Raw genomic sequence first — 20,719 nt, 5'->3', positions numbered from 1 at the left:
GCTGAGCCTGTCGGAAGCACGTGTCCCAGACGCTAACCCACCCTCAAGCCAACGCCGCCTTCACCAACCCGCTTGCCTTGGACATATCCAGGACGTTTCCGTGTCGCGCTTTCAGCTCGGCCATCACCCGGCCCATGTCCTTCATTCCCGAAGCGCCGATTTCCGCCTTGATCGCCTCGATCGCCGCCGACGTTTCCGCCTCGTCCATTTGCTTGGGCAGGAAGCGGTCGATCACCGCGACCTCCGCTTCTTCCGCCGCCGCCAGTTCCTCGCGGCCGCCGCTGCGGAACATCTGAATCGATTCGATCCGCTGCTTCTTCATTTTCTGGAGCACCTCCACGACCAGCGAATCGTCGTCGGGCGCCTGGGTGGCGGTGCGGGCCTCGATGTCGCGATTCTTGATCGCGGCTTGGATCAGGCCGATCGCGGCGCGGGTTTCCTTGTCGCCGGCCTTCATGGCGGCGATCTGGGCTTGCTTGATATCGTCTCGAATCATGGTGCGCCCGCCCATATCAGATTGACGTGGCCGAGGGTGGGGTTTAGCGCGCCGCTCTTAACGTACATCGCCGCTTACCCAGGAGTGCCCGCCCCCATGGCCGACGCCAAGCCCTCGCACGCGCCTCAACCCGATGGCGCCACCGGCGTCCTCGTTCTCGCATCGGGCGACGTATTGTGGGGCCATGGCTTTGGCGCTGAGGGTCAGGCCGTCGGCGAGGTGTGCTTTCACACCGCCATGACCGGCTATCAGGAGATCATGACCGATCCGAGCTTCGCCGGTCAGATCATCACCTTCACCTTTCCGCATATCGGCAACGTCGGCGCGAATCCCGATGATGTGGAAGCGGACGAGCCGCACGCTCTGGGCATGATCGTGCGCGAGGATCCGACCGCGCCGTCAAACTTCCGTGCGGCGGAGAACCTGTCCGGCTGGATGAAGCGTCACGCGCGCATTGGCTTGGCCGGAATCGACACGCGCGCGCTGACGCGGCGGATCCGCAGTGGCGGCGCACCCAACGGCGTGATCGCGCACTCGGCGGAGGGCAAGTTTGACCTTGATCTGCTGCTGGCGATGGCGCGCGAATGGCCGGGGCTGGAGGGCATGGACCTCGCCAAGGCAGTGACCCGCGAGACGCACGGTACGTGGGGTGAGGATCGCAGCGGCGGCATCTGGCGGCTGGGGTTCGGTTATGAAACACGCTCTTCGACAAGCTCAGGACAAACGGAGGAGAAGGATGATCCTCTTAACTCCGTTCGTGCTGAGCCTGTCGAAGCACGTGCCCGGGAGCACCGCCCCCATGTCGTCGCGATCGATTACGGTAGCAAGCACAACATCTTCCGCAATCTGGTGCAGGCCGGGGCGAAGGTATCCGTGGTACCGGCCGAGACCGATTACGACGCGATCATGGCGCTGAACCCCGACGGCATCTTCCTGTCGAACGGTCCAGGCGATCCTGCTGCGACCGGTGAATATGCCGTGCCGGTGATCCAGAAGCTGCTCGATACCGGGAAGCCCATGTTCGGCATCTGCCTCGGCCACCAGCTGCTCGGCCTCGCGGTTGGCGCGCGCACGACCAAGATGTTCCAGGGCCACCGCGGTGCGAATCATCCCGTCAAGCGCCTCGCCGACGGCGCGGTCGAGATCACCAGCATGAACCACGGTTTTGCGGTCGAGCGCGACAGCCTGCCGGCCAATGCGCGTGAGACGCACGTCTCGCTGTTCGACGGCAGCAACGCCGGATTGGAGCTGACCGACAAGCCCGCGTTCAGCGTGCAATACCATCCCGAGGCAAGCCCAGGGCCGCAGGACAGCTTCTATCTGTTCGAGCGGTTTGTCGGATCGCTGCGGTGATCGGGCCGGGCCGGCTTGCCGCCCCGGTGCTGATCCTCGCCTTGGCCGGCTGTTCGCAGGCGGCTCCGGCGAACCAGCACCAGTTGCAAGCGCGGCTTTCGTCGATCCCCAACACCTGCGGGGTGGACGGAGCGCGGCTGAGAGCGACCTCCGCCTCTGACGTGACGATGGAATTGCCGGGCGACATGCCAGTGGCGGCTGCCGAACGTGCCGCCGCTTGCATCGCCGCCGAAGTGAAGAAGATTTCGGGAGCCAGCCTGACGCCGATCGGCGCCGGGGCAGGGGCGGCCGAGTAGGACCAAGAGAGACATAATGCCCAAGCGCACCGACATCTCCTCCATCCTCGTCATTGGCGCGGGTCCGATCGTGATCGGCCAGGCGTGCGAGTTCGATTATTCGGGCACGCAGGCGATCAAGGCCCTGAAGGAAGAGGGCTATCGCATCGTCCTGGTCAATTCGAACCCGGCGACGATCATGACCGATCCCGAGCTCGCCGACGCCACCTATGTGGAGCCGATCACGCCGGAGATCGTGGCAAAGATCATCGAAAAGGAGCGGCCCGACGCCGTCCTCCCGACGATGGGTGGCCAGACCGCGCTGAACACCGCACTGGCGCTGTTCCGCGACGGCACGCTGGAGAAGTTCGGCGTTACCATGATCGGCGCCGATGCGGAGGCGATCGACAAGGCCGAGGATCGGCAGAAGTTCCGCGATGCGATGGACAAGATCGGGCTGGAAAGCGCCCGTTCGGTAGTCGCGCATACCGAGGCGGAGGCGCTCGCCGGACTCGAGGTCACCGGGCTGCCGGCGATCATCCGGCCGTCGTTCACTTTGGGCGGCACCGGCGGCGGCGTCGCGTATAACCGCGAGGAATTCCTGGAGATCGTGCGCAAGGGGTTGGATGCCTCGCCGACCACCGAGGTGCTGATCGAGGAGTCGCTGCTCGGCTGGAAGGAGTATGAGATGGAGGTGGTCCGCGACCGCGCGGACAATTGCATCATCATCTGCTCGATCGAGAATGTCGATCCGATGGGCGTCCACACGGGCGATTCGATCACCGTCGCGCCGGCGCTGACGCTGACCGACAAGGAATATCAGATCATGCGCAACGCCAGCATCGCGGTGCTGCGCGAGATCGGCGTGGAGACGGGCGGGTCGAACGTCCAGTTCGCGGTCAATCCGAAGGACGGCCGCCTCATCGTGATCGAGATGAACCCGCGCGTGTCGCGGTCCTCGGCGCTGGCGTCCAAGGCAACCGGCTTCCCGATCGCCAAGGTCGCGGCGAAGCTGGCGGTAGGCTATACGCTCGACGAGATCGAGAATGACATCACCGGGGCGACGCCAGCGTCGTTCGAGCCGACGATCGATTATGTCGTCACCAAGATTCCGCGCTTTGCCTTCGAGAAGTTCAAGGGCGCGGAGGCCGTGCTCTCGACCGCGATGAAGAGCGTCGGCGAAGTGATGGCGATCGGGCGCAACATCCAGGAATCGATGCAGAAGGCGCTGCGCGGTCTGGAGACGGGCCTCAGCGGCTTCGACCGTGTCGAGCGGCTGGTTGGTGCGCCGCGAGCCGAGATCGAGGCGGCGCTTGCCGTGGCTTCGCCCGACCGCCTGCTCGTCGCCGCCCAGGCGCTGCGGGAGGGCTTCACCGTCGCCGAGGTGCACGCGATCGCCAAATACGATCCTTGGTTCCTGGAGCGGATCGAAGAGATCGTGCGGGCGGAGGAAGAGGTTTGCCGCAACGGCCTGCCGATCGATTCGGCTGGCATGCGCCGCCTGAAGGCGATGGGCTTTTCCGACAAGCGCCTGGCCTGGCTTGCACTTCAGTCCGCCAACCTCCGGGGCATGCGCCGCGGTATCGCGCAAGGGTCCGGCCTCATCCACGAGGCGGTGAAGGCCATGACGGGCGGCGTGACTGAGCAGGAGGTGCGCGAGCATCGCCACAAGCTCGGCGTGCGCCCCGTCTTCAAGCGCATCGACACCTGCGCGGCGGAATTCGACGCCAAGACGCCGTACATGTACTCGACCTATGAGGCGCCGACCTTCGGCGAGCCGGAAAACGAGGCGCTGCCGTCCGAACGGCGCAAGATCGTGATCCTGGGCGGCGGGCCGAACCGGATCGGGCAGGGGATCGAATTCGACTATTGCTGCTGCCACGCCTGTTTCGCGCTGGCGGATGCGGGCTTCGAGACGATCATGGTAAATTGCAATCCGGAGACGGTTAGCACCGATTATGACACGTCGGATCGGCTCTATTTCGAGCCGCTGACGGCCGAAGACGTTCTGGAAATCCTGCATGTCGAACAGTCGAAGGGCGAGCTGGTCGGCGTGATCGTGCAGTTCGGCGGGCAGACGCCGCTCAATCTGGCACGCGCGATCGAGGCGGCGGGGATCCCGATCCTTGGCACGTCGCCCTCCGCGATCGACCTGGCGGAAGATCGCGAGCAGTTCGCTGCGCTGGTCGACAGGCTTCGCCTGCTCCAGCCCAAGAACGGCATCGCCCGGAGCCGCGAGGAAGCGCTGACCGTGGCCGAGCGCGTCGGCTATCCGGTGCTGATGCGGCCCAGCTTCGTGCTGGGCGGGCGCGCGATGGAGATCGTAGACGGGCCGCAGCAGCTGGAGGATTATATCCAGACCGCGGTGCAGGTGTCGGGCGACGCGCCGGTGCTGATCGACCAGTATCTGCGCGATGCCATCGAGGTGGACGTGGACGCGATCTGCGACGGCGACGATGTCGTGGTGGCTGGCGTGCTGCAGCATATCGAGGAAGCCGGCGTGCACTCGGGCGACAGCGCCTGTTCGATCCCGCCCTATTCGCTGCCGGCCGAGATCATTGCCGAGATCGAGCGTCAGGCAGAGGCGCTGGCGCGTGGCCTTGGCGTGCGCGGCCTGATGAACATCCAGTTCGCGGTGAAGGACGGCAAGGTTTACCTCATCGAGGTGAACCCGCGCGCCAGCCGAACGGTGCCGTTCGTCGCCAAGGCAATCGGCGCGCCCATCGCCAAGATCGCCGCGCGCGTAATGGCCGGCGAGAAGCTGAAGGATCTGCCGCGGATCGACCGCCACATCGATTATGTCGCGGTGAAGGAAGCGGTGTTCCCGTTCAACCGCTTCCCCGGGATCGATCCGGTGCTCTCGCCGGAAATGAAGTCCACCGGCGAAGTGATGGGGATCGATCGCGATTTCACGACCGCCTTTGCCAAGTCACAGCTTGCCGCCGGCAACGTGCTGCCGACCAGCGGCGCCGTGTTCGTCAGCGTGAAGGACGGCGACAAGGCGGCAATTGTCCCGGCGATCCGTGAGCTGGTCGATGCCGGCTTCACCATCGTCGCGACGGGCGGCACCGCCGATCACCTGCAGCGCGCTGGGCTGCCGGTGGAACTGGTGAACAAGGTCGCGCAGGGTCGGCCGCACATCGTTGACCGGATCAAGGACGGCGATATCGGCTTGATCTTCAACACGACGGAAGGGTGGCAGAGCCTGAAGGACTCCCAGCCGATCCGTGCATCTGCGGTAAACCAGAAGATCCCCTACTTCACGACCGCGCAGGCCAGCCTGCAGGCGGCCAAGGCAATTGGATCTGCCACGCGAAACCTTGAAGTACGGCCGCTTCAATCCTATTATTCGCAACCGCACAATTGACCCCCGACAATTTACGACGACGTGCGAAGCGACCCGGAAGGGTCGCTCGGGGTTCAAGGTTTGGACGAAGGATAAGGCGCGATGGCGACCGTCGAGAAGATGCCGATGCTGCAGGAAGGCTATGAGAAGCTGAATGCAGAACTGAAACGGCTGAAGATCGAACGGCCTCAGATCGTAGATGCGATCGAGGAAGCACGTGCCCATGGCGATTTGTCCGAGAACGCCGAATATCATGCCGCCAAGGAGCGGCAGGGCCAGATCGAGGCGACCATCGCCGATATCGAGGACAAGCTGTCGCGTGCGCAAATCATTGATCCGCGCGACCTGTCCGGTGACAAGGTGGTATTCGGCGCGACCGTCACGCTGCTCGATGAGGACGACAAGCCGATCAAGTATCAGATCGTCGGTCAGACCGAGGCGGATGCCAAGTCCGGGCGGATCAGCTACAACTCCCCCATGGGGCGCGCGCTGATCGGGCGTAGCGTCGAGGACGAGGTGGAGGTGTCGGTGCCGGCTGGCGACCGCTATTACGTCGTCTCAAAGATCGAGTTCATCTGAGGCCGCGGTCCGCCGCAGCGATCATTGCCCGTCGGAGAGGCGGCAGGTTTCTTCAGAATGTGCATCCCGGCCCTGGGCCGGGATGTTAGGTGTGAGCCGTAGGGCGCGTTGTTCGCCGCGAGGCGAACGGCGCCTTCTGAGCCGAACTTACTGAGCAGCGGGCTTCAGCAGGTCCGGTTCGAGCAGGCGGTGCAGGTGCACCACCACATACTTCATTTCCGCGTCATCGACGGTGCGCTGCGCGGCAGCGCGCCATGCCTTTTCAGCCGACGCGAAATCTGGAAACACACCCACGATGTCGATCGATTTCAGATCGGCGAAATCAAGGGTGCGTGGGTCGGAAACCCGACCGCCGAAGACGAGGTGAAGCTTGCTCATGGCGGCTCCCTTACTGTCTAGGCGCCCGGGTTTGAACCCTTCAATGCGCCGTTTTGATATGCTCGCGTCCGGCCTCTGCCGCCGCACTACCGGCATGCGACGCTGCCGTAGCGACGCCCTGGAGCAGCGACTTTGCCTTCTCCTGCGCGCCGTCCTTGGTCAGGCCAAGCTCTTCGAGCTCGCCCTTTCCGGCTTCCTTGGCGGCCGCAAACGCCGCAACCGCAGCCATGCCGACCTTCTTGCCGACGGGCGCTAGCAGCTGCTTTTCGCGCTCGCTGCGGGGCAGCAGTGCACCGACCAGGGCACCGAGTGCGAGACCGCCCGCCAGGACGCCTAGGGGGTTGCTTTCCACGAAGTCACCCGCCTGGTGGGCGGCGTCGCGCACTGCCTCGCGCGAGTGATCGGCGGTCTCTCCGGCGCGCGCGACGGCGTTCTCATAAGCGTGAGTCGCGCGGTCGCGCAGCGTTTCCTGCTGGTCGTTGCCGCCGTTCGTGCCGGCTGTCTTGTTATGAGCGTCGGTCATCTGTTGTTCCTCTCGGCCATCTGCGGCCAGTCACCGGGGATTGAACGCGCTAGCTGCGCGGCGGTTTCGGCCTGTTTCGGCCGCTTTCGGCCAAGCGCTGCCGCAATTTGTCGACGGGCGAGCCAGGCGATCACCAGCGCGGCACCCCAGACCATGTGATCCGGATGAGCTCGGGCGCGCTGAACACCGGCACGCAGCACCTTCTCCCCGCTTTCCTGAAGGTTTTCGACGGCGTCGCGCGCCACAACGCGCGGGCTGAGGCGCGCCTGCAAGGTAGCGAGGCTGTCCGTCAGTCGCTCGCGCGCGGCGGCCGCCCGCTGCTCTGCCAGGGCGACGGTTGCCGCCTGCGGATCGCTGCTCAAGACCTCACCTTCCGCGCCAGTTGCGCCTTGCCCAGCAGGCCGAGCACGCCCGCAATGCCGAATACGCCCAGCACCACTGCCAACGTGGCCCATCCCGGACCAATCAGGGTGGCCAGTGACATGATGAGGCCCACCAACAGCGCGATGAGCCCGGCAAATGCCAGCACGCCGGCCGCGCCGAAATATACCGCAGCCCATTTGTAGCGCGTAACGGCAAAGCCGGCGCGCGCCTTGACCAACGCGACCTCAGCCTGCGCCGCCTCCTTCGCGTCGCCAGCGAGCTGCGATACAAGCTGGCTGATACCCGTGTCCTGTGCGCCGGCTCTTTCCAGCAACATCAGGTTTATGCCTTGTCGCGATGGTCGAGCCCGGAAGAGACAAGGCGGGCCGCCACAAAGCCCACCGCTGCCGCGACGCCAAGCGCCGCCGCCGGGCTCTTGCGCACGAGATCACGGGCGTCGTCCAGCAGCTCCTCAACGCTGCGGTCGTTCAGCGAGGACGAAAAACCCTGCACCTGCTCGGCAGCGCTGCGGGCATATTGCCCATATTGCTCGCCCAGCTTTTCATCGACCTGACCGGCGGCATCGTGGAGCATCGACACCAGCTGGTCGAGCGCGCCCGTCGCCTTGGTCTTGCCCTGATCGGCATAGGTGCGCGCGCGATCGCCGGCTTCGCTCTTCAGCTTGACGATGCCGTCGCTGAGCGCCTGGCGAGCGGACGTTGATCCACCGTCGTTGGTGGTGCCGCCCGTCTGGCCGCTGCTCCCGCCGCCGGCGCTCGTGCTGGCGGTCGAAGGGTTTGCCAGTGGATCGCCGGCGTCGCTGTCCTTGCCTTTCAGCGGGTCACTCGGTTGGAGCGCGTCCGTCGCAGCAAACGGATCGGCGACCACGGGCGCGACGTCCTTGTCGGTCATTGGCTTGGGGGTGTCGTCGGCCATCGAAGAATCCTTCCTTGATCGATCGGGAAAACCCCGCTGTGCGCATCGGGGTTCCATCCCGAATTGCCGCAGCGCTCCGGGCTCGTTATCGGGCATGGCGAACCCGTCTTCGCCATCGTAGAAGGATCATTACGTGACCGCAATCATCGACCTGCAGGGCCGTCAGATCATCGACAGCCGCGGTAATCCCACGGTGGAAGTCGACGTGTTCCTGGAGGACGGCAGCTTCGGTCGGGCAGCCGTGCCGTCGGGCGCATCGACCGGCGCACACGAAGCGGTCGAGAAGCGTGATGGCGACAAGAGCCGCTGGCTCGGCAAGGGCGTGGACAATGCGGTCGAGGCGGTGAACGGTGAGATTGCCGACACCATCCGCGGGCTTGAGGCCGAGGACCAGATCGAGATCGACGCTGCGCTGATCGAGCTGGACGGCACCGAGAACAAGGGGCGGCTGGGCGCCAATGCGATCCTGGGCGTCAGCCTGGCGGTGGCGAAGGCGGCGGCGGACGCGCGTGGCCTGCCGCTCTATCGCTACGTCGGCGGGGTCGGCGCGCATGTCCTGCCGGTGCCGATGATGAATATCATCAATGGCGGCGAACATGCTGACAATCCGATCGACTTTCAGGAATTCATGATCATGCCGGTGGGTGCGGACAGCATCCTTGAGGCGGTTCGCTGCGGTTCGGAAATCTTTCACACGCTGAAGAAGGGCCTGCACGAAAAGGGCCTCGCGACGGCTGTGGGCGACGAGGGTGGCTTTGCGCCGAACCTGGCCAGCACCACCGACGCGCTCGACTTCATCATGCAGTCGATCGAAAAGGCTGGTTACACCCCGGGTGAGGACGTCATGCTGGCGCTCGATTGCGCCGCAACCGAGTTCTTCAAGGACGGCAAGTACGTCATTTCCGGCGAGAACCTCACGCTCGAACCGGGCGCCATGGCCGATTATCTCGCCGACCTGGTCGCGCGCTATCCGATCCTTTCGATCGAGGACGGCATGGCGGAAGACGATTTCGAGGGCTGGAAGGCGCTGACCGATGCAGTGGGCGGCAAGGTCCAGCTGGTCGGCGACGATCTGTTCGTGACCAACCCGGCGCGCCTGCGGGACGGCATCTCGCGTGGGCTCGCCAATTCGCTACTGGTGAAGGTCAATCAGATCGGTACCTTGTCCGAAACGCTTGAGGCGATCCGGGTCGCCGAGCGCGCCGGCTATACCGCCGTAATGAGCCATCGTTCGGGCGAGACCGAGGATGCGACGATCGCCGATCTCGCGGTGGCCACGAATTGCGGGCAGATCAAGACGGGCAGCCTCGCGCGGTCGGACCGGCTCGCGAAATACAACCAGCTCATCCGCATCGAGGAGGAGCTGGGAACGGTTGCTGCCTATGCTGGCCGGGATGTGCTGCGCACGCGCTGAAATCCCTTGAATTCACGGGGGCTTTCGGCGAGAATCTAAGAGTGAACCGCCGCAAGCCCTCATCCTTTCCCGCCGTCCTCAAGCGGGCCGCATGGCCGGCGGCGGCGTTGCTGGTGATGGCCTTCTTCGGCGGCTATGAGGTGCTTGGCGCGAACGGCCTGCTAGCGTTCGGGGATTACAAGCGCCAAGTGGCGAAGCGTGAGCTCTATTATGCGGCGCTCGACCATAAGCGCGAGAAGCTGCGCAACCGCGTCGCCCTGCTCGATCCGCGCCATGCCAATCCAGACATGGTCGATGAACTGGTGCGCCGCGAACTGAACGTCGCGCACCCTGACGAGGTGATCGTCCCGCTTAAGTAAGCGTGGCAGCGTCGTGCCGGTGGTGGGCCGGAACGCGAAGTTCTGTGGGCGCCAGCTTCACCAAGTCGCACGACATCGCCAAGCCACGATCGTCATGCCGGGCTCGTCCTGGCACCCAGCCGTCCGCACATCAGATTATGGGGGTGTTCGCCGAACGCTGGATGCCGGCACAAGGCCGGCATGAGGGGGCCGGCATGACGGGGAGGTGAGGGCAGGGTCTCACACGACCTCCGGGCTGGGCGGTACCTTGGATCCCGGCGCAAGGACGGAACGGCGTGGCGTTTGGCGCGGCCGCCCCGCACGACCCTGATCAACGGCACGAGCCTCTTCCCCGCGCCCCCAATCCGCGCCATGCTTCAGCACCAAAGGGGGCGAAATATGGCGATACTCGACATTCTCTGGCCGACATTTGCATTGGTGGCGCTGGTCTTCGCCGTATGGTTCACGCTCTTCTTCCAGCGCATGAGCCATATGCGTCGCAACCCGCCGCGGGCTGACGATTTCGTGAACGGCGAGGCGGCGCTGCGCTACTTCCGGCCGGTCGAGATGCCGGCGAACAATCTGGCCAATCTGTTCGAGATGCCGGTGCTCTATTTTGCGCTGGTTCCGCTGCTGATCCTTACCGCGCAGGCCAACTACATTCAGGTGACGCTTGCATGGCTGTTCGTTCTTGCACGGGTTATCCACAGCTTTATCCACATCGGGCCGAAGAAGGTGCAATGGCGCTTCTTCGCCTATCTGGTTTCCACCGCGTTGCTGATGGCGATGTGGATCGGGTTCTTCGTTGATATCGTCCGCGCCGCGAGTGAGTATCACCGCGTCATGGACGCCATGGGGGGTGTTCTTTGAAGTCGATGCTGCTTGCCGCCGCTGCTGTCATGGCGGCCGTTCCTGCTGCCGCCGAGACGGTGGTTGTGACCGCCGCCCGGATGCTTGATGTCGAGAAGGGGGCCATCGTCCAGCGACCGATGATCACCGTCACTGATGGGCGCATCACCGCCATCGGTGGCACGCCGCCGGCGGATGCCAAGCGCCTCGACCTCGGCGACGTGACGCTTGTCCCCGGCCTTATCGACATGCACGTCCATCTCGACAGCACGCCGCTATACGGTGGCTATACGGGGCTGCAGTTCACCGACAATTTCTGGGCAGTGCAGGGCGTCGGCAATGCGGCGGCGATGCTGCGCGCCGGCTTCACCTCCGTGCGCAACGTCGGCTCGGAGAATTTCAACGACGTCGCCTACAAGCAGGCAATCGAGGAGGGGCTGATGATCGGCCCGCGCATCGTGCCCGCGGCGCATGCCCTGTCGGCGACAGGTGGGCATTGCGACAGCACGTTCTTTCCGCCCAGCTTCAACCAGCGCGGCAAGGCGGTCGGCGACACGCCCGATGAGCTGCGCACCCACGTTCGTCAGCAGCGCAAATATGGCGCCGAGGTGATCAAGGTCTGCGCAACCGGCGGTGTGTTCAGCCACAATACCGAGCCTGGCCAGCAGCAGCTGTCCGAGGGCGAATTGCGCGCGATCGCGGACGAGGCGCATCAATGGGGGCTGAAGACCGCCGCGCATGCGCATGGCGCCGCTGGGATCAAGGCCGCGATCCGCGCCGGCATCGACACGATCGAGCACGCCAGCCTGATCGACGACGAAGGCATCCGCCTTGCCAAGGAGCGCGGCGCCTATCTGTCGATGGACATCTACAACACCGAATATACCCAGGCCGAAGGCGCGAAGAATGGCGTGCTGGAGGACAATCTTCGCAAGGATCGCGAAGTGGCGCAGATCCAGCGCGACAATTTCCGCAAGGCCAATGCGGCCGGCGTGAAGATGGTGTTCGGCACCGACGCTGGCGTCATGCCGCACAAGGATGCCGGCAAGCAGTTCCGCGTCATGGTCCAATATGGCATGACGCCGCTCCAGGCGATCCGCGCTGCCACCGTCACCGCTGCCGAGGCGCTCGGCCGCAGCAGAGACGTCGGTGCGATTGCGATCGGCCGCTACGGCGACATGGTGGCGGTGGCCGGCGATCCCCTCGCCGACGTGACCGTGCTGGAGCGCCCGGTTGCCGTGATCAAGGGCGGCGCGCGGGTCGACTGAACCCGGAGCTGTCCTCGTCGGTTCATCGGCGTGAAGGAGCATGCCGATGGCCGACAATGATCGCGAGCAGATCTACAAGGATTTCAACGAGGCGGTGAACATGCCGCCGGCCGAGATCGAGAAATTTCTCGACACGGCGGAGTCCAAGCGCGTCGGCTGGAAGGGCGAGGACGGGCAGGGTGAGGGTGAAAGCGTCGGCCATGCCTCTGGCCGCAGGATCGTCGCGATCAAGCGCACCAAAAAGGCCGATCTGACCGACGATGATTATGCGCACATGAAGAAGGTGGTGGGCTATGTTCACCGCCACATGGCGCAGGGTGGCCCGGAAGAGGACAAGGAGCATAGCAACTGGCGCTATTCACTTATGAATTGGGGCCACGACCCGCTCAAGCCATAGCACCAGCCGCAAAACGTGGTTAACGGGCGTAAAGCTTGAGCAAAGGGGGCGCGAAACGATGCGGGCATGGCAGGTGATCGGTGCATTGGCGGGCGCGGCGATGCTGATGGGCGCGACCCCTCCCGAACCCGATTTCGGTCCCAATCTCGAGCGCTTCACTTATCCCTGGCCGGTGCAGACGATGACCGTTGACGTGGCGGGCCAGCCCGCGACCATGGCGTTCATGGATCTGGCGGCGCAGCGACCCAACGGACGCACCGTCGTGCTGCTGCATGGCAAGAACTTCTGCGGCGCCACCTGGGGCTCGACGGCGCGTGCGCTGACCGGCGCGGGCTATCGCGTGATCATCCCCGACCAGATCGGCTTCTGCAAATCCTCCAAGCCGCGCGCGGCGCAATACAGCTTCGCCATGCTGGCAACGCACACCAAGCGCCTGCTCGCCTCACGCGGTGTTGCCAGGGCGACGGTGGTCGGCCACTCGATGGGCGGCATGCTGGCGATGCGCTATGCCATCATGTTCCCGGAAGCGGTGGATCGCCTGGTGCTGGTCAACCCCCTGGGGCTGGTCGACCGCTCCGAAGAGGGCGTGCCCTACACCGATGTGGATACGCTCTGGGCGGGCGAGAAGAAGACCAGCTACGCCTCGATCAAGGCGTATCAGCAGAAGAACTATTATCACGACACTTGGAAGGCGCCGTACGATCGCTGGGTGTGGATGCTCGCGGGCATGTATGCGGGGCAGGGGCGAGACACGGTGGCGCTTGCCCAGGCGAAGACCAGCGAAATGATCCGCACCCAGCCGGTCGCGCACGAGCTTTATCGCATCAAGCCGGCAACGACCGTGATCGTCGGCACGCTGGACAAGACGGCGTTCGGCCGTGCCCAGGCGCCGGCCTCGCTGCAGCAGTTCCTGAAAGCGATCCCGCTGGTCGCGCCGGATGCCGTGCGCAAGATGCCCAGGGGCACGCTGATTCGCCTGGAGGGCCTTGGCCATTCGCCGCAGGTGGAGGATGCCGCCCGGTTCGAGAAGACGCTGCTGACGACGATCGGCTGAGCGCTGAACCCTTCCGTTTGAGATGAGCGCCGTCAAGGCATGGGCAGCAAGCGCTTCTGGGTGTGGCACGTCGCTCAGCGTTGATCGGGGCGAACGAGAGTGGGAGGTGCCCCGTCCTCACCATTGACCCTCCGCGACTCCCCGCGTATAGGCGCCCCCGTTCGCGTCGGGTCCGCCCGTCCGGGCAAGCTTGAACATTGCTGGATGCTTAGAGGACCCGGGAGGCTGACATGCGGCCGCCCCAAGGTCCTTTTCGTATTCCAAGTGCTGTCAGGGCTCCAGCAAAGTAACCTAGACGAAAGGTGAAGGCTTCAATGCCGACGATCAACCAGCTGGTCCGCAAGGGCCGCGAACCGCAGAAGGCCAAGAGCAAGGTCCCTGCGATGGAGCAGAACCCGCAGAAGCGCGGCGTCTGCACCCGTGTCTATACGACGACCCCGAAGAAGCCGAACTCGGCACTCCGCAAGGTGGCCAAGGTTCGCCTGACCAACCAGCGCGAAGTCATCAGCTACATCCCGGGTGAAGGCCACAACCTGCAGGAGCACTCGGTGGTGCTGATCCGCGGCGGCCGTGTGCGCGACCTTCCGGGCGTGCGCTACCACGTGCTGCGCGGCGTGCTCGACACGCAGGGCGTCAAGGACCGTCGCCAGTCCCGTTCCAAGTACGGCGCGAAGCGTCCGAAGTAAGCCGGTCGGCTTTTTACGTTCGACCAATACGGCTGAAGTTTAGAAGGAAGATATCAGATGGCACGTCGTCGTCGTCCCGAGAAGCGGGAAATCCTGCCTGATCCCGTTTACGGGGATGAGGTTCTGTCGAAGTTCATGAATTCGGTGATGCTGGACGGCAAGAAGTCCGTCGCGGAAGGAATCGTCTATTCCGCGCTGACCACCGTCGAGACCCGCGCCAAGCGTGACCCGCTGGGCGTGTTTCATGACGCGCTGAACAACATCAAGCCGGGCATCGAGGTCCGCAGCCGCCGTGTCGGTGGTGCGACCTATCAGGTGCCGGTCGAGGTTCGTCCGGAGCGCGCGCAGGCACTGGCGATCCGCTGGCTGATCGCCGCGGCCCGCGGCCGCAGCGAGAACACCATGGATGCGCGTCTGTCGGGCGAGCTGCTCGACGCTTCGAACAACCGCGGCAACGCGGTGAAGAAGCGCGAGGACACGCACCGCATGGCCGAAGCGAACCGCGCCTTCAGCCACTACCGCTGGTAATGGCTGCGGCTTCCGTCTTGGAAGCGCAACGCACCTGAACTATATCGTGGGGAGCCGGCCGAGGGCCTGCTCCCCACATCGCTAAGGAAAGCCCGACATGGCCCGCAGCCATCCGCTCGAACTCTATCGCAACATCGGCATCATGGCGCACATCGACGCCGGCAAGACGACGACGACCGAGCGCATCCTCTACTACACCGGCAAGTCCTACAAGATCGGCGAAGTGCATGAAGGCACCGCGACGATGGACTGGATGGAGCAGGAGCAGGAGCGCGGCATTACGATCACGTCGGCTGCCACCACCTGCAAGTGGAAGGCCGAAGAGGGCAAGGGCCCCGAGCACCTGATCAACATCATCGACACCCCGGGCCACGTCGACTTCACGATCGAAGTCGAGCGTTCGCTGCGCGTGCTCGACGGCGCTGTGGCATGCTTCGACGGCGTTGCCGGCGTGGAGCCGCAGTCCGAGACGGTGTGGCGCCAGGCTGACAAGTACGGCGTGCCGCGCATGTGCTTCGTCAACAAGCTGGACCGTACCGGTGCCGATTTCTACTTCTGCGTGCAGTCGATCATCGATCGTCTCGGCGCGAAGCCGGCCGTCCTGTATTTGCCGATCGGCATGGAAGGCGGCTTCAAGGGCCTGGTCGACCTGGTCGAGAACCGCGCGATCATCTGGCTCGAGGAATCGCTGGGCGCGAAGTTCGAATATCAGCCGATCCCTGACGACATGGCCGAGAAGGCGGCGAAGTATCGCAGCGACCTGATCGAGCTGGCCGTCGAGCAGGACGATGCGGCGATGGAGGCGTATCTCGAGGGCACCGAGCCGACCGCGGCCGAGCTCAAGAAGCTGATCCGCAAGGGCACGCTGAACATGTCCTTCGTGCCGGTGGTCTGCGGCTCGGCGTTCAAGAACAAGGGCGTGCAACCCCTGCTTGACGCGGTTGTCGACTTCCTGCCGAGCCCGCTCGACGTTCCCGCCATCAAGGGCGTGAAGCTCGACGGCGAGACGCCGGACGAGCGTCCGTCTTCGGACGAGGCACCGTTCTCGGCGCTGGCGTTCAAGATCATGAACGACCCGTTCGTCGGTTCGCTCACCTTCGCCCGCATCTACTCGGGCGTCCTCACCAAGGGCAGCTATCTGAACTCGGTGAAGGACAAGAAGGAAAAGATCGGCCGTATGCTCCTGATGCACGCGAACTCGCGTGAGGACATCGAGGAAGCGCGCGCTGGCGACATCGTCGCGATCGCGGGCCTCAAGGAGACCACGACCGGCGATACGCTGTGCGATCCGGCCAAGCCGATCATCCTTGAGCGCATGGAGTTTCCCGAGCCCGTCATCGAGCTGTCGGTGGAGCCGAAGACCAAGGCCGACCAGGAGAAGATGGGCATCGCGCTCAATCGTCTGGCCGCCGAGGATCCGTCGTTCCGCGTGTCGACCGATCACGAATCGGGCCAGACGATCATCAAGGGGATGGGCGAGCTTCACCTCGAGATCCTCGTCGATCGCATGAAGCGCGAGTTCAAGGTTGAGGCAAACGTCGGTGCGCCGCAGGTGGCTTATCGCGAATACCTCAAGAAGAAGGTCGACATCGACTATACGCACAAGAAGCAGTCGGGCGGCTCCGGCCAGTTCGGCCGCGTGAAGGCGACGTTGGTGCCGGGTGAGCGCGGTTCGGGCTACCAGTTCTTCGACGAGATCAAGGGCGGCAACATTCCGCGCGAGTACATCCCGTCGGTGGAGAAGGGCTTCAAGGAGACCGCGGAAACGGGTCACCTGATCGGCTTCCCGATCATCGACTTCGAGGTTCACCTGACCGACGGCGCGTACCACGACGTCGACTCGTCGGCGCTGGCCTTCGAAATCTGTGCCCGCGGCGCGATGCGCGAAGCGGCGGCCAAGGCGGGTATCACCCTGCTGGAGCCGGTGATGAAGGTCGAGGTCGTGACGCCGGAAGATTATCTCGGCGACGTGATCGGCGACATGAACTCGCGTCGTGGCCAGATCCAGGGCACCGACACGCGCGGCAACGCGCAGGCGGTGACGGCGATGGTGCCGCTCGCGAACATGTTCGGCTACGTCAATCAGCTGCGCTCCTTCACCCAGGGTCGCGCCAGCTACTCGATGCAGTTCTCGCACTATGATGAAGTGCCGCAGAACGTTGCTGACGAAGTGAAGGCCAAGATGGCCTGACCCGTTTCTCCGCCATCCGGCGTCGTCGGGTGGCGGAGAGGGTTTGCGAAACCGCAATTCAGCCGCTATGGGGCCGCCTTCACGGCGAGTCCTCGTGCGGCTCAAGTGGAAATCCAGAAGGTAGGACAACAATGGCTAAGGCTAAGTTTGAGCGGACCAAGCCGCACCTGAACATCGGCACCATCGGTCACGTCGACCATGGCAAGACCTCGCTGACCGCAGCGATCACCAAGGTTCTGGCTGACCAGGGTCTGTCGGAAAAGGTCGACTTTGAGAACATCGACAAGGCGCCGGAAGAGCGCGCCCGCGGCATCACCATCTCGACCGCGCACGTCGAGTATGAGACCGGCAACCGCCACTATGCGCACGTCGACTGCCCGGGTCACGCCGACTATGTGAAGAACATGATCACCGGCGCGGCGCAGATGGACGGCGCGATCCTCGTCGTGTCGGCAACCGATGGCCCGATGCCGCAGACCCGCGAGCACATCCTGCTCGCCCGTCAGGTCGGCGTGCCGGCGATGGTCGTGTTCATGAACAAGGTCGACCTGGTCGACGACGAGGAAATCCTCGAGCTGGTCGAGCTGGAAGTTCGCGAGCTGCTGTCCTCGTACGAGTTCCCGGGCGACGACATTCCGATCATCAAGGGTTCGGCAACCGCCGCGCTCTCGGGTTCGGACGACAAGCTCGGCAAGGACGCCGTTCTCGAGCTGATGCAGGCCGTTGACGACTACATCCCGCAGCCGGAGCGTCCGCTCGACAAGCCGTTCATGATGCCGATCGAGGACGTGTTCTCGATCTCGGGTCGCGGTACGGTGGTTACGGGCCGCGTCGAGACCGGCATCATCAAGGTTGGTGAGGAAGTCGAGATCGTCGGCATCCACCCGGAAGTCCGCAAGACGACCGTCACCGGCGTGGAAATGTTCCGCAAGCTGCTCGACCAGGGCCAGGCCGGCGACAACGTCGGCGCGCTGATCCGCGGCGTCGCTCGCGACGAGGTGGAGCGTGGCCAGGTGCTCTGCAAGCCGGGCTCGATCAAGCCGCACACCGACTTCTCGTCGGAAGTGTACGTGCTGTCGAAGGAAGAGGGCGGCCGTCACACGCCGTTCTTCGCCAACTACCGTCCGCAGTTCTACTTCCGCACGACCGACGTGACCGGCACCGTCGAGCTGCCTGAGGGCACCGAGATGGTCATGCCGGGCGACAACGTCGCTCTCGGCATCAAGCTGATCGCGCCGATCGCCATGGACGTGGGCCAGCGCTTCACGATCCGCGAGGGTGGCCGTACCGTCGGCGCCGGTGTCGTCAGCGGCATCACCAAGTAAGATCTTTTCCTAAGATCTGCGGTTCGCCGCAAAGCTGCCGCCCGGCACGCCAATAGGTGTGTCGGGCGGTTGCCTTTTTATGAGAGCGCGGTTATTGGCCGCGCCTTCGCAAGTTTTCACGAACAGCAAGAGCCGCGTTCACGTGGCCCGCTCTTTCGCATCGGTAGGGATTATGGACAGCAACATCCGCATTCGCCTGAAGGCGTTCGATCATCGTGTGCTCGACCAGGCGACCGGCGACATCGCCGACACCGCCCGACGTACCGGTGCCCTTATTCGTGGTCCGATCCCGCTTCCGACGCGAATCGAGAAGTTCACGGTCAACCGTGGCCCGCACGTGGACAAGAAGAGCCGCGAGCAGTTCGAGGTGCGCACCTACAAGCGCATGCTGGACATCGTTCAGCCCACCCCGCAGACGGTCGACGCGCTGATGAAGCTCGACCTCGCGGCAGGCGTTGACGTCGAGATCAAGCTGGCGTAATGGCCAGCCTCCCGCGGTTGACGTGAGTCCCGCGGGTTTGTCGTTTCCGCAGGTATGGAAACGCGTAGGACCCGAGAAGGGCACCTAGAGCAAGAGATACCGCCAGCCATCCCGATGGCTGGGACAGCGTCTCCCGTCTGCCTCTACCAAGGGGCGACCAGCCCGGGACGGGGGCACGCTTCGCTTATACCGGGTTGGAAATGGGATGCTCCCTTGAAGGGGGCGTCACAAGCACCTGTGGGATGGGCCCATGGGTGCCTCTGTTGAGGAGCTACGGATCATGCGTACCGGCGTGATCGCGAAGAAGATGGGCATGACCCGCCTGTTCCAGGACGACGGCCGCCACGTGCCGGTCACCGTCCTGCAGCTGGAAGGGCTTCAGGTCGTCTCTCGCCGCGAAACAGAACGTGACGGCTATACGGCCGTGCAGCTTGGTGCAGGTGTCGCCAAGGCAAAGAATGTCGCCAAGCCGCAGCGCGGCCACTTCGGCAAGGCCGAAGTTGAGCCGAAGGCGATCGTCCATGAGTTCCGCGTGACCGAGGAAAACCTCCTCGACGTCGGCGCGGAGATTTCGGCCGATCACTTCGTTGCTGGCCAGTTCGTCGATATCCAGGGTCGTACCCAGGGTAAGGGTTTTGCCGGCGCCATGAAGCGCTGGAACTTCGGCGGTCTGCGTGCAACGCACGGCGTGTCGGTGTCCCACCGTTCGCACGGTTCGACCGGTAACCGCCAGGATCCGGGTCGCGTCTTCAAGAACAAGAAGATGGCCGGCCACATGGGTGACAAGAACCGCACCCAGCAGAACCTCGAGATCGTCGGCACCGACGTCGAGCGCGGCCTGATCTTCGTCAAGGGCTCGGTCCCTGGCTCGAAGGGCGGCTGGCTGTTCGTCAAGGACGCCGTGAAGCTGAAGCCGCATGCCGACGCGCCGCGTCCGGCCGGCCTGAAGGCTGCCAATAGCAACAACGCAGCGGCTGCTCCGGCACCCGAAGCGACCGACGGCCAGGAGGGCTGAACGTGAAGGTCAAGGTTTCCTCCTTCGCCGGGAATGAAGCGGCGGACGTCGAGCTGTCGGACGAGGTCTTCGGCCTCGAGCCGCGCGCCGACATCCTGCACCGCGTCGTAACCTGGCAGCTCGAGAAGCGTCGCGGCACTGCCCGTGGCACGCGCGAGCGCTCGGACGTCGCCCGCTCGGGCAAGAAGCTTGGTCGCCAGAAGGGCGGCGGTGTGGCCCGTCACGGTGATCGCCGCGCTCCCGTCTTCATCGGCGGTGGTAAGGCTCACGGTGCGCGCGTTCGTGACTTCAACCCGGGTCTGAACAAGAAGGTTCGTGCGCTCGGCCTCAAGATGGCTCTTTCGAGCCATGCCAAGGCTGGCTCGCTGATCGTTCTGGACGGCTTCCAGGTCTCCAAGACCAAGGAGCTGAAGGGCCATTTCGAGACGCTGAACGTTGGCAAGCGCACGCTCGTCATCGACGCCGAGACGGCTGAGGGTTTCCGCGCAGGCTACAACCTGCCGGGCGTGGACCTGCTGCCGGCGGTTGGCGCCAATGTCTATGACATCATCAAGGCCGATACGCTGGTGCTGACCCGCGCTGCGGTCGAGAAGCTGGAGGCTCGCTTCAATGGCTAAGCAGCAGAAGGCGATCGACAACCGTCACTATGACGTGATCGTCGCGCCGCACATCACCGAGAAGTCGACCCTTCTCTCCGAGCAGAACGCGGTTGTGTTCAAGGTCGCGCCGGGCGCGTCCAAGCCGGAGATCAAGGCGGCGGTTGAAGCGATCTTCGACGTCAGCGTCGTTGGCGTGAACACCATCGTCCAGAAGGGCAAGACGAAGCGCTGGAAGGGCAAGCCCTATTTCCGGTCGGACATGAAGAAGGCGATCGTCACGCTCAAGGACGGGCAGTCGATCGACGTCACCGAGGGGGCCAAGTAA

24 protein-coding genes are annotated in these 20,719 nt (G+C 64.3%); 18 read left to right on the top strand and 6 right to left on the bottom strand.

The features are described from left to right. Positions 1–43: 43 nt before the first annotated feature. Entirely contained in the window at positions 44–496 is a 453-nt protein-coding gene (locus tag BMX36_RS08170; protein ID WP_066777093.1) for a GatB/YqeY domain-containing protein, read from the bottom strand. A 96-nt stretch (positions 497–592) separates the two neighbouring features. On the opposite strand from BMX36_RS08170, the gene carA reads away from it, so the two are divergent. The 4 genes from carA to greA all read left to right on the top strand — a co-directional run bounded on the left by carA (position 593) and on the right by greA (position 6,049). Beyond that, positions 593–1,849, top strand: a complete 1,257-nt coding sequence (gene carA / locus BMX36_RS08165) for a glutamine-hydrolyzing carbamoyl-phosphate synthase small subunit (RefSeq protein WP_093064394.1) — start codon at positions 593–595, stop codon at positions 1,847–1,849. Beyond that, the gene (locus tag BMX36_RS08160; RefSeq protein WP_093064392.1) at positions 1,846–2,145 is read left to right on the top strand and encodes a hypothetical protein; all 300 of its coding nucleotides are present in this window, start codon (positions 1,846–1,848) and stop codon (positions 2,143–2,145) included. The genes carA and BMX36_RS08160 overlap by 4 nt, the downstream gene beginning before the upstream one ends. A gap of 16 nt (positions 2,146–2,161) precedes the next feature. Further along, positions 2,162–5,491 carry a carbamoyl-phosphate synthase large subunit gene (gene carB, locus BMX36_RS08155; RefSeq protein WP_093064390.1) on the top strand — a complete coding sequence of 1,110 codons (3,330 nt, stop codon included), beginning with the start codon at positions 2,162–2,164 and terminating at the stop codon, positions 5,489–5,491. Positions 5,492–5,572: 81 nt separating this feature from the next. Further along, a complete protein-coding gene (greA, locus tag BMX36_RS08150; protein WP_093064388.1) occupies positions 5,573–6,049 on the top strand; it encodes a transcription elongation factor GreA in 477 nt (158 codons plus the stop codon). Between the two features lie 147 nt (positions 6,050–6,196). Here greA and BMX36_RS08145 read toward each other — a convergent pair whose 3' ends face one another. From BMX36_RS08145 to BMX36_RS08125, 5 genes are read right to left on the bottom strand one after another with little or no spacing between them, the layout of a single operon-like run. After that, positions 6,197–6,427 (bottom strand): DUF4170 domain-containing protein, encoded by a 231-nt coding sequence (locus BMX36_RS08145; RefSeq protein WP_066776830.1) that lies wholly within the window; start codon positions 6,425–6,427, stop codon positions 6,197–6,199. Between the two features lie 40 nt (positions 6,428–6,467). Next, positions 6,468–6,950 carry a DUF883 family protein gene (locus BMX36_RS08140; protein WP_093064386.1) on the bottom strand — a complete coding sequence of 161 codons (483 nt, stop codon included), beginning with the start codon at positions 6,948–6,950 and terminating at the stop codon, positions 6,468–6,470. Then, on the bottom strand, positions 6,947–7,312 hold the full coding sequence (locus BMX36_RS08135; protein WP_093064384.1) for a hypothetical protein: 366 nt from the start codon (positions 7,310–7,312) through the stop codon (positions 6,947–6,949). The genes BMX36_RS08140 and BMX36_RS08135 overlap by 4 nt, the downstream gene beginning before the upstream one ends. After that, positions 7,309–7,650, bottom strand: a complete 342-nt coding sequence (locus BMX36_RS08130; protein WP_093064382.1) for a phage holin family protein — start codon at positions 7,648–7,650, stop codon at positions 7,309–7,311. The genes BMX36_RS08135 and BMX36_RS08130 overlap by 4 nt, the downstream gene beginning before the upstream one ends. 5 nt (positions 7,651–7,655) lie before the next feature. Then, positions 7,656–8,249 carry a hypothetical protein gene (locus BMX36_RS08125; RefSeq protein WP_231731724.1) on the bottom strand — a complete coding sequence of 198 codons (594 nt, stop codon included), beginning with the start codon at positions 8,247–8,249 and terminating at the stop codon, positions 7,656–7,658. Positions 8,250–8,382: 133 nt separating this feature from the next. Here BMX36_RS08125 and eno point away from each other — a divergent pair, with 133 nt between their 5' ends. The 14 genes from eno to BMX36_RS08055 all read left to right on the top strand — a co-directional run bounded on the left by eno (position 8,383) and on the right by BMX36_RS08055 (position 20,719). Further along, positions 8,383–9,663 (top strand): phosphopyruvate hydratase, encoded by a 1,281-nt coding sequence (gene eno, locus BMX36_RS08120; protein WP_066776819.1) that lies wholly within the window; start codon positions 8,383–8,385, stop codon positions 9,661–9,663. Between the two features lie 41 nt (positions 9,664–9,704). After that, on the top strand, positions 9,705–10,022 hold the full coding sequence (locus tag BMX36_RS08115) for an FtsB family cell division protein (RefSeq protein ID WP_371262831.1): 318 nt from the start codon (positions 9,705–9,707) through the stop codon (positions 10,020–10,022). Positions 10,023–10,400: 378 nt separating this feature from the next. Further along, positions 10,401–10,871 (top strand): MAPEG family protein, encoded by a 471-nt coding sequence (locus BMX36_RS08110; RefSeq protein ID WP_177179055.1) that lies wholly within the window; start codon positions 10,401–10,403, stop codon positions 10,869–10,871. 5 nt (positions 10,872–10,876) lie between these two features. Next, entirely contained in the window at positions 10,877–12,118 is a 1,242-nt protein-coding gene (locus tag BMX36_RS08105) for a Xaa-Pro dipeptidase (protein WP_093065386.1), read from the top strand. A gap of 46 nt (positions 12,119–12,164) precedes the next feature. Then, positions 12,165–12,515, top strand: a complete 351-nt coding sequence (locus BMX36_RS08100) for a DUF3140 domain-containing protein (RefSeq protein WP_093065384.1) — start codon at positions 12,165–12,167, stop codon at positions 12,513–12,515. A gap of 58 nt (positions 12,516–12,573) precedes the next feature. Further along, complete coding sequence (locus BMX36_RS08095) at positions 12,574–13,569, top strand: alpha/beta fold hydrolase (protein ID WP_093064378.1); 996 nt, start codon at positions 12,574–12,576, stop codon at positions 13,567–13,569. A gap of 314 nt (positions 13,570–13,883) precedes the next feature. Then, positions 13,884–14,255 (top strand): 30S ribosomal protein S12, encoded by a 372-nt coding sequence (rpsL, locus tag BMX36_RS08090; protein ID WP_029936467.1) that lies wholly within the window; start codon positions 13,884–13,886, stop codon positions 14,253–14,255. Positions 14,256–14,312: 57 nt separating this feature from the next. Beyond that, complete coding sequence (rpsG, locus tag BMX36_RS08085; protein WP_066776806.1) at positions 14,313–14,783, top strand: 30S ribosomal protein S7; 471 nt, start codon at positions 14,313–14,315, stop codon at positions 14,781–14,783. A gap of 97 nt (positions 14,784–14,880) precedes the next feature. Further along, on the top strand, positions 14,881–16,974 hold the full coding sequence (fusA, locus tag BMX36_RS08080) for an elongation factor G (RefSeq protein WP_066776801.1): 2,094 nt from the start codon (positions 14,881–14,883) through the stop codon (positions 16,972–16,974). 131 nt (positions 16,975–17,105) lie between these two features. After that, positions 17,106–18,299 (top strand): elongation factor Tu, encoded by a 1,194-nt coding sequence (gene tuf, locus BMX36_RS08075; protein WP_066776798.1) that lies wholly within the window; start codon positions 17,106–17,108, stop codon positions 18,297–18,299. 172 nt (positions 18,300–18,471) lie between these two features. Beyond that, positions 18,472–18,780, top strand: a complete 309-nt coding sequence (gene rpsJ, locus BMX36_RS08070; RefSeq protein WP_066776796.1) for a 30S ribosomal protein S10 — start codon at positions 18,472–18,474, stop codon at positions 18,778–18,780. 280 nt (positions 18,781–19,060) lie between these two features. Then, positions 19,061–19,795 (top strand): 50S ribosomal protein L3, encoded by a 735-nt coding sequence (rplC, locus tag BMX36_RS08065; protein WP_093064376.1) that lies wholly within the window; start codon positions 19,061–19,063, stop codon positions 19,793–19,795. A 2-nt stretch (positions 19,796–19,797) separates the two neighbouring features. Then, on the top strand, positions 19,798–20,412 hold the full coding sequence (gene rplD, locus BMX36_RS08060) for a 50S ribosomal protein L4 (RefSeq protein ID WP_066776791.1): 615 nt from the start codon (positions 19,798–19,800) through the stop codon (positions 20,410–20,412). Then, complete coding sequence (locus BMX36_RS08055; protein ID WP_066776789.1) at positions 20,405–20,719, top strand: 50S ribosomal protein L23; 315 nt, start codon at positions 20,405–20,407, stop codon at positions 20,717–20,719. The genes rplD and BMX36_RS08055 overlap by 8 nt, the downstream gene beginning before the upstream one ends.

The organism is Sphingomonas sp. OV641, assembly GCF_900109205.1.
Taxonomy (GTDB): Bacteria; Pseudomonadota; Alphaproteobacteria; order Sphingomonadales; family Sphingomonadaceae; genus Sphingomonas.
This window is presented reverse-complemented; position numbering and strand designations above follow the sequence as displayed.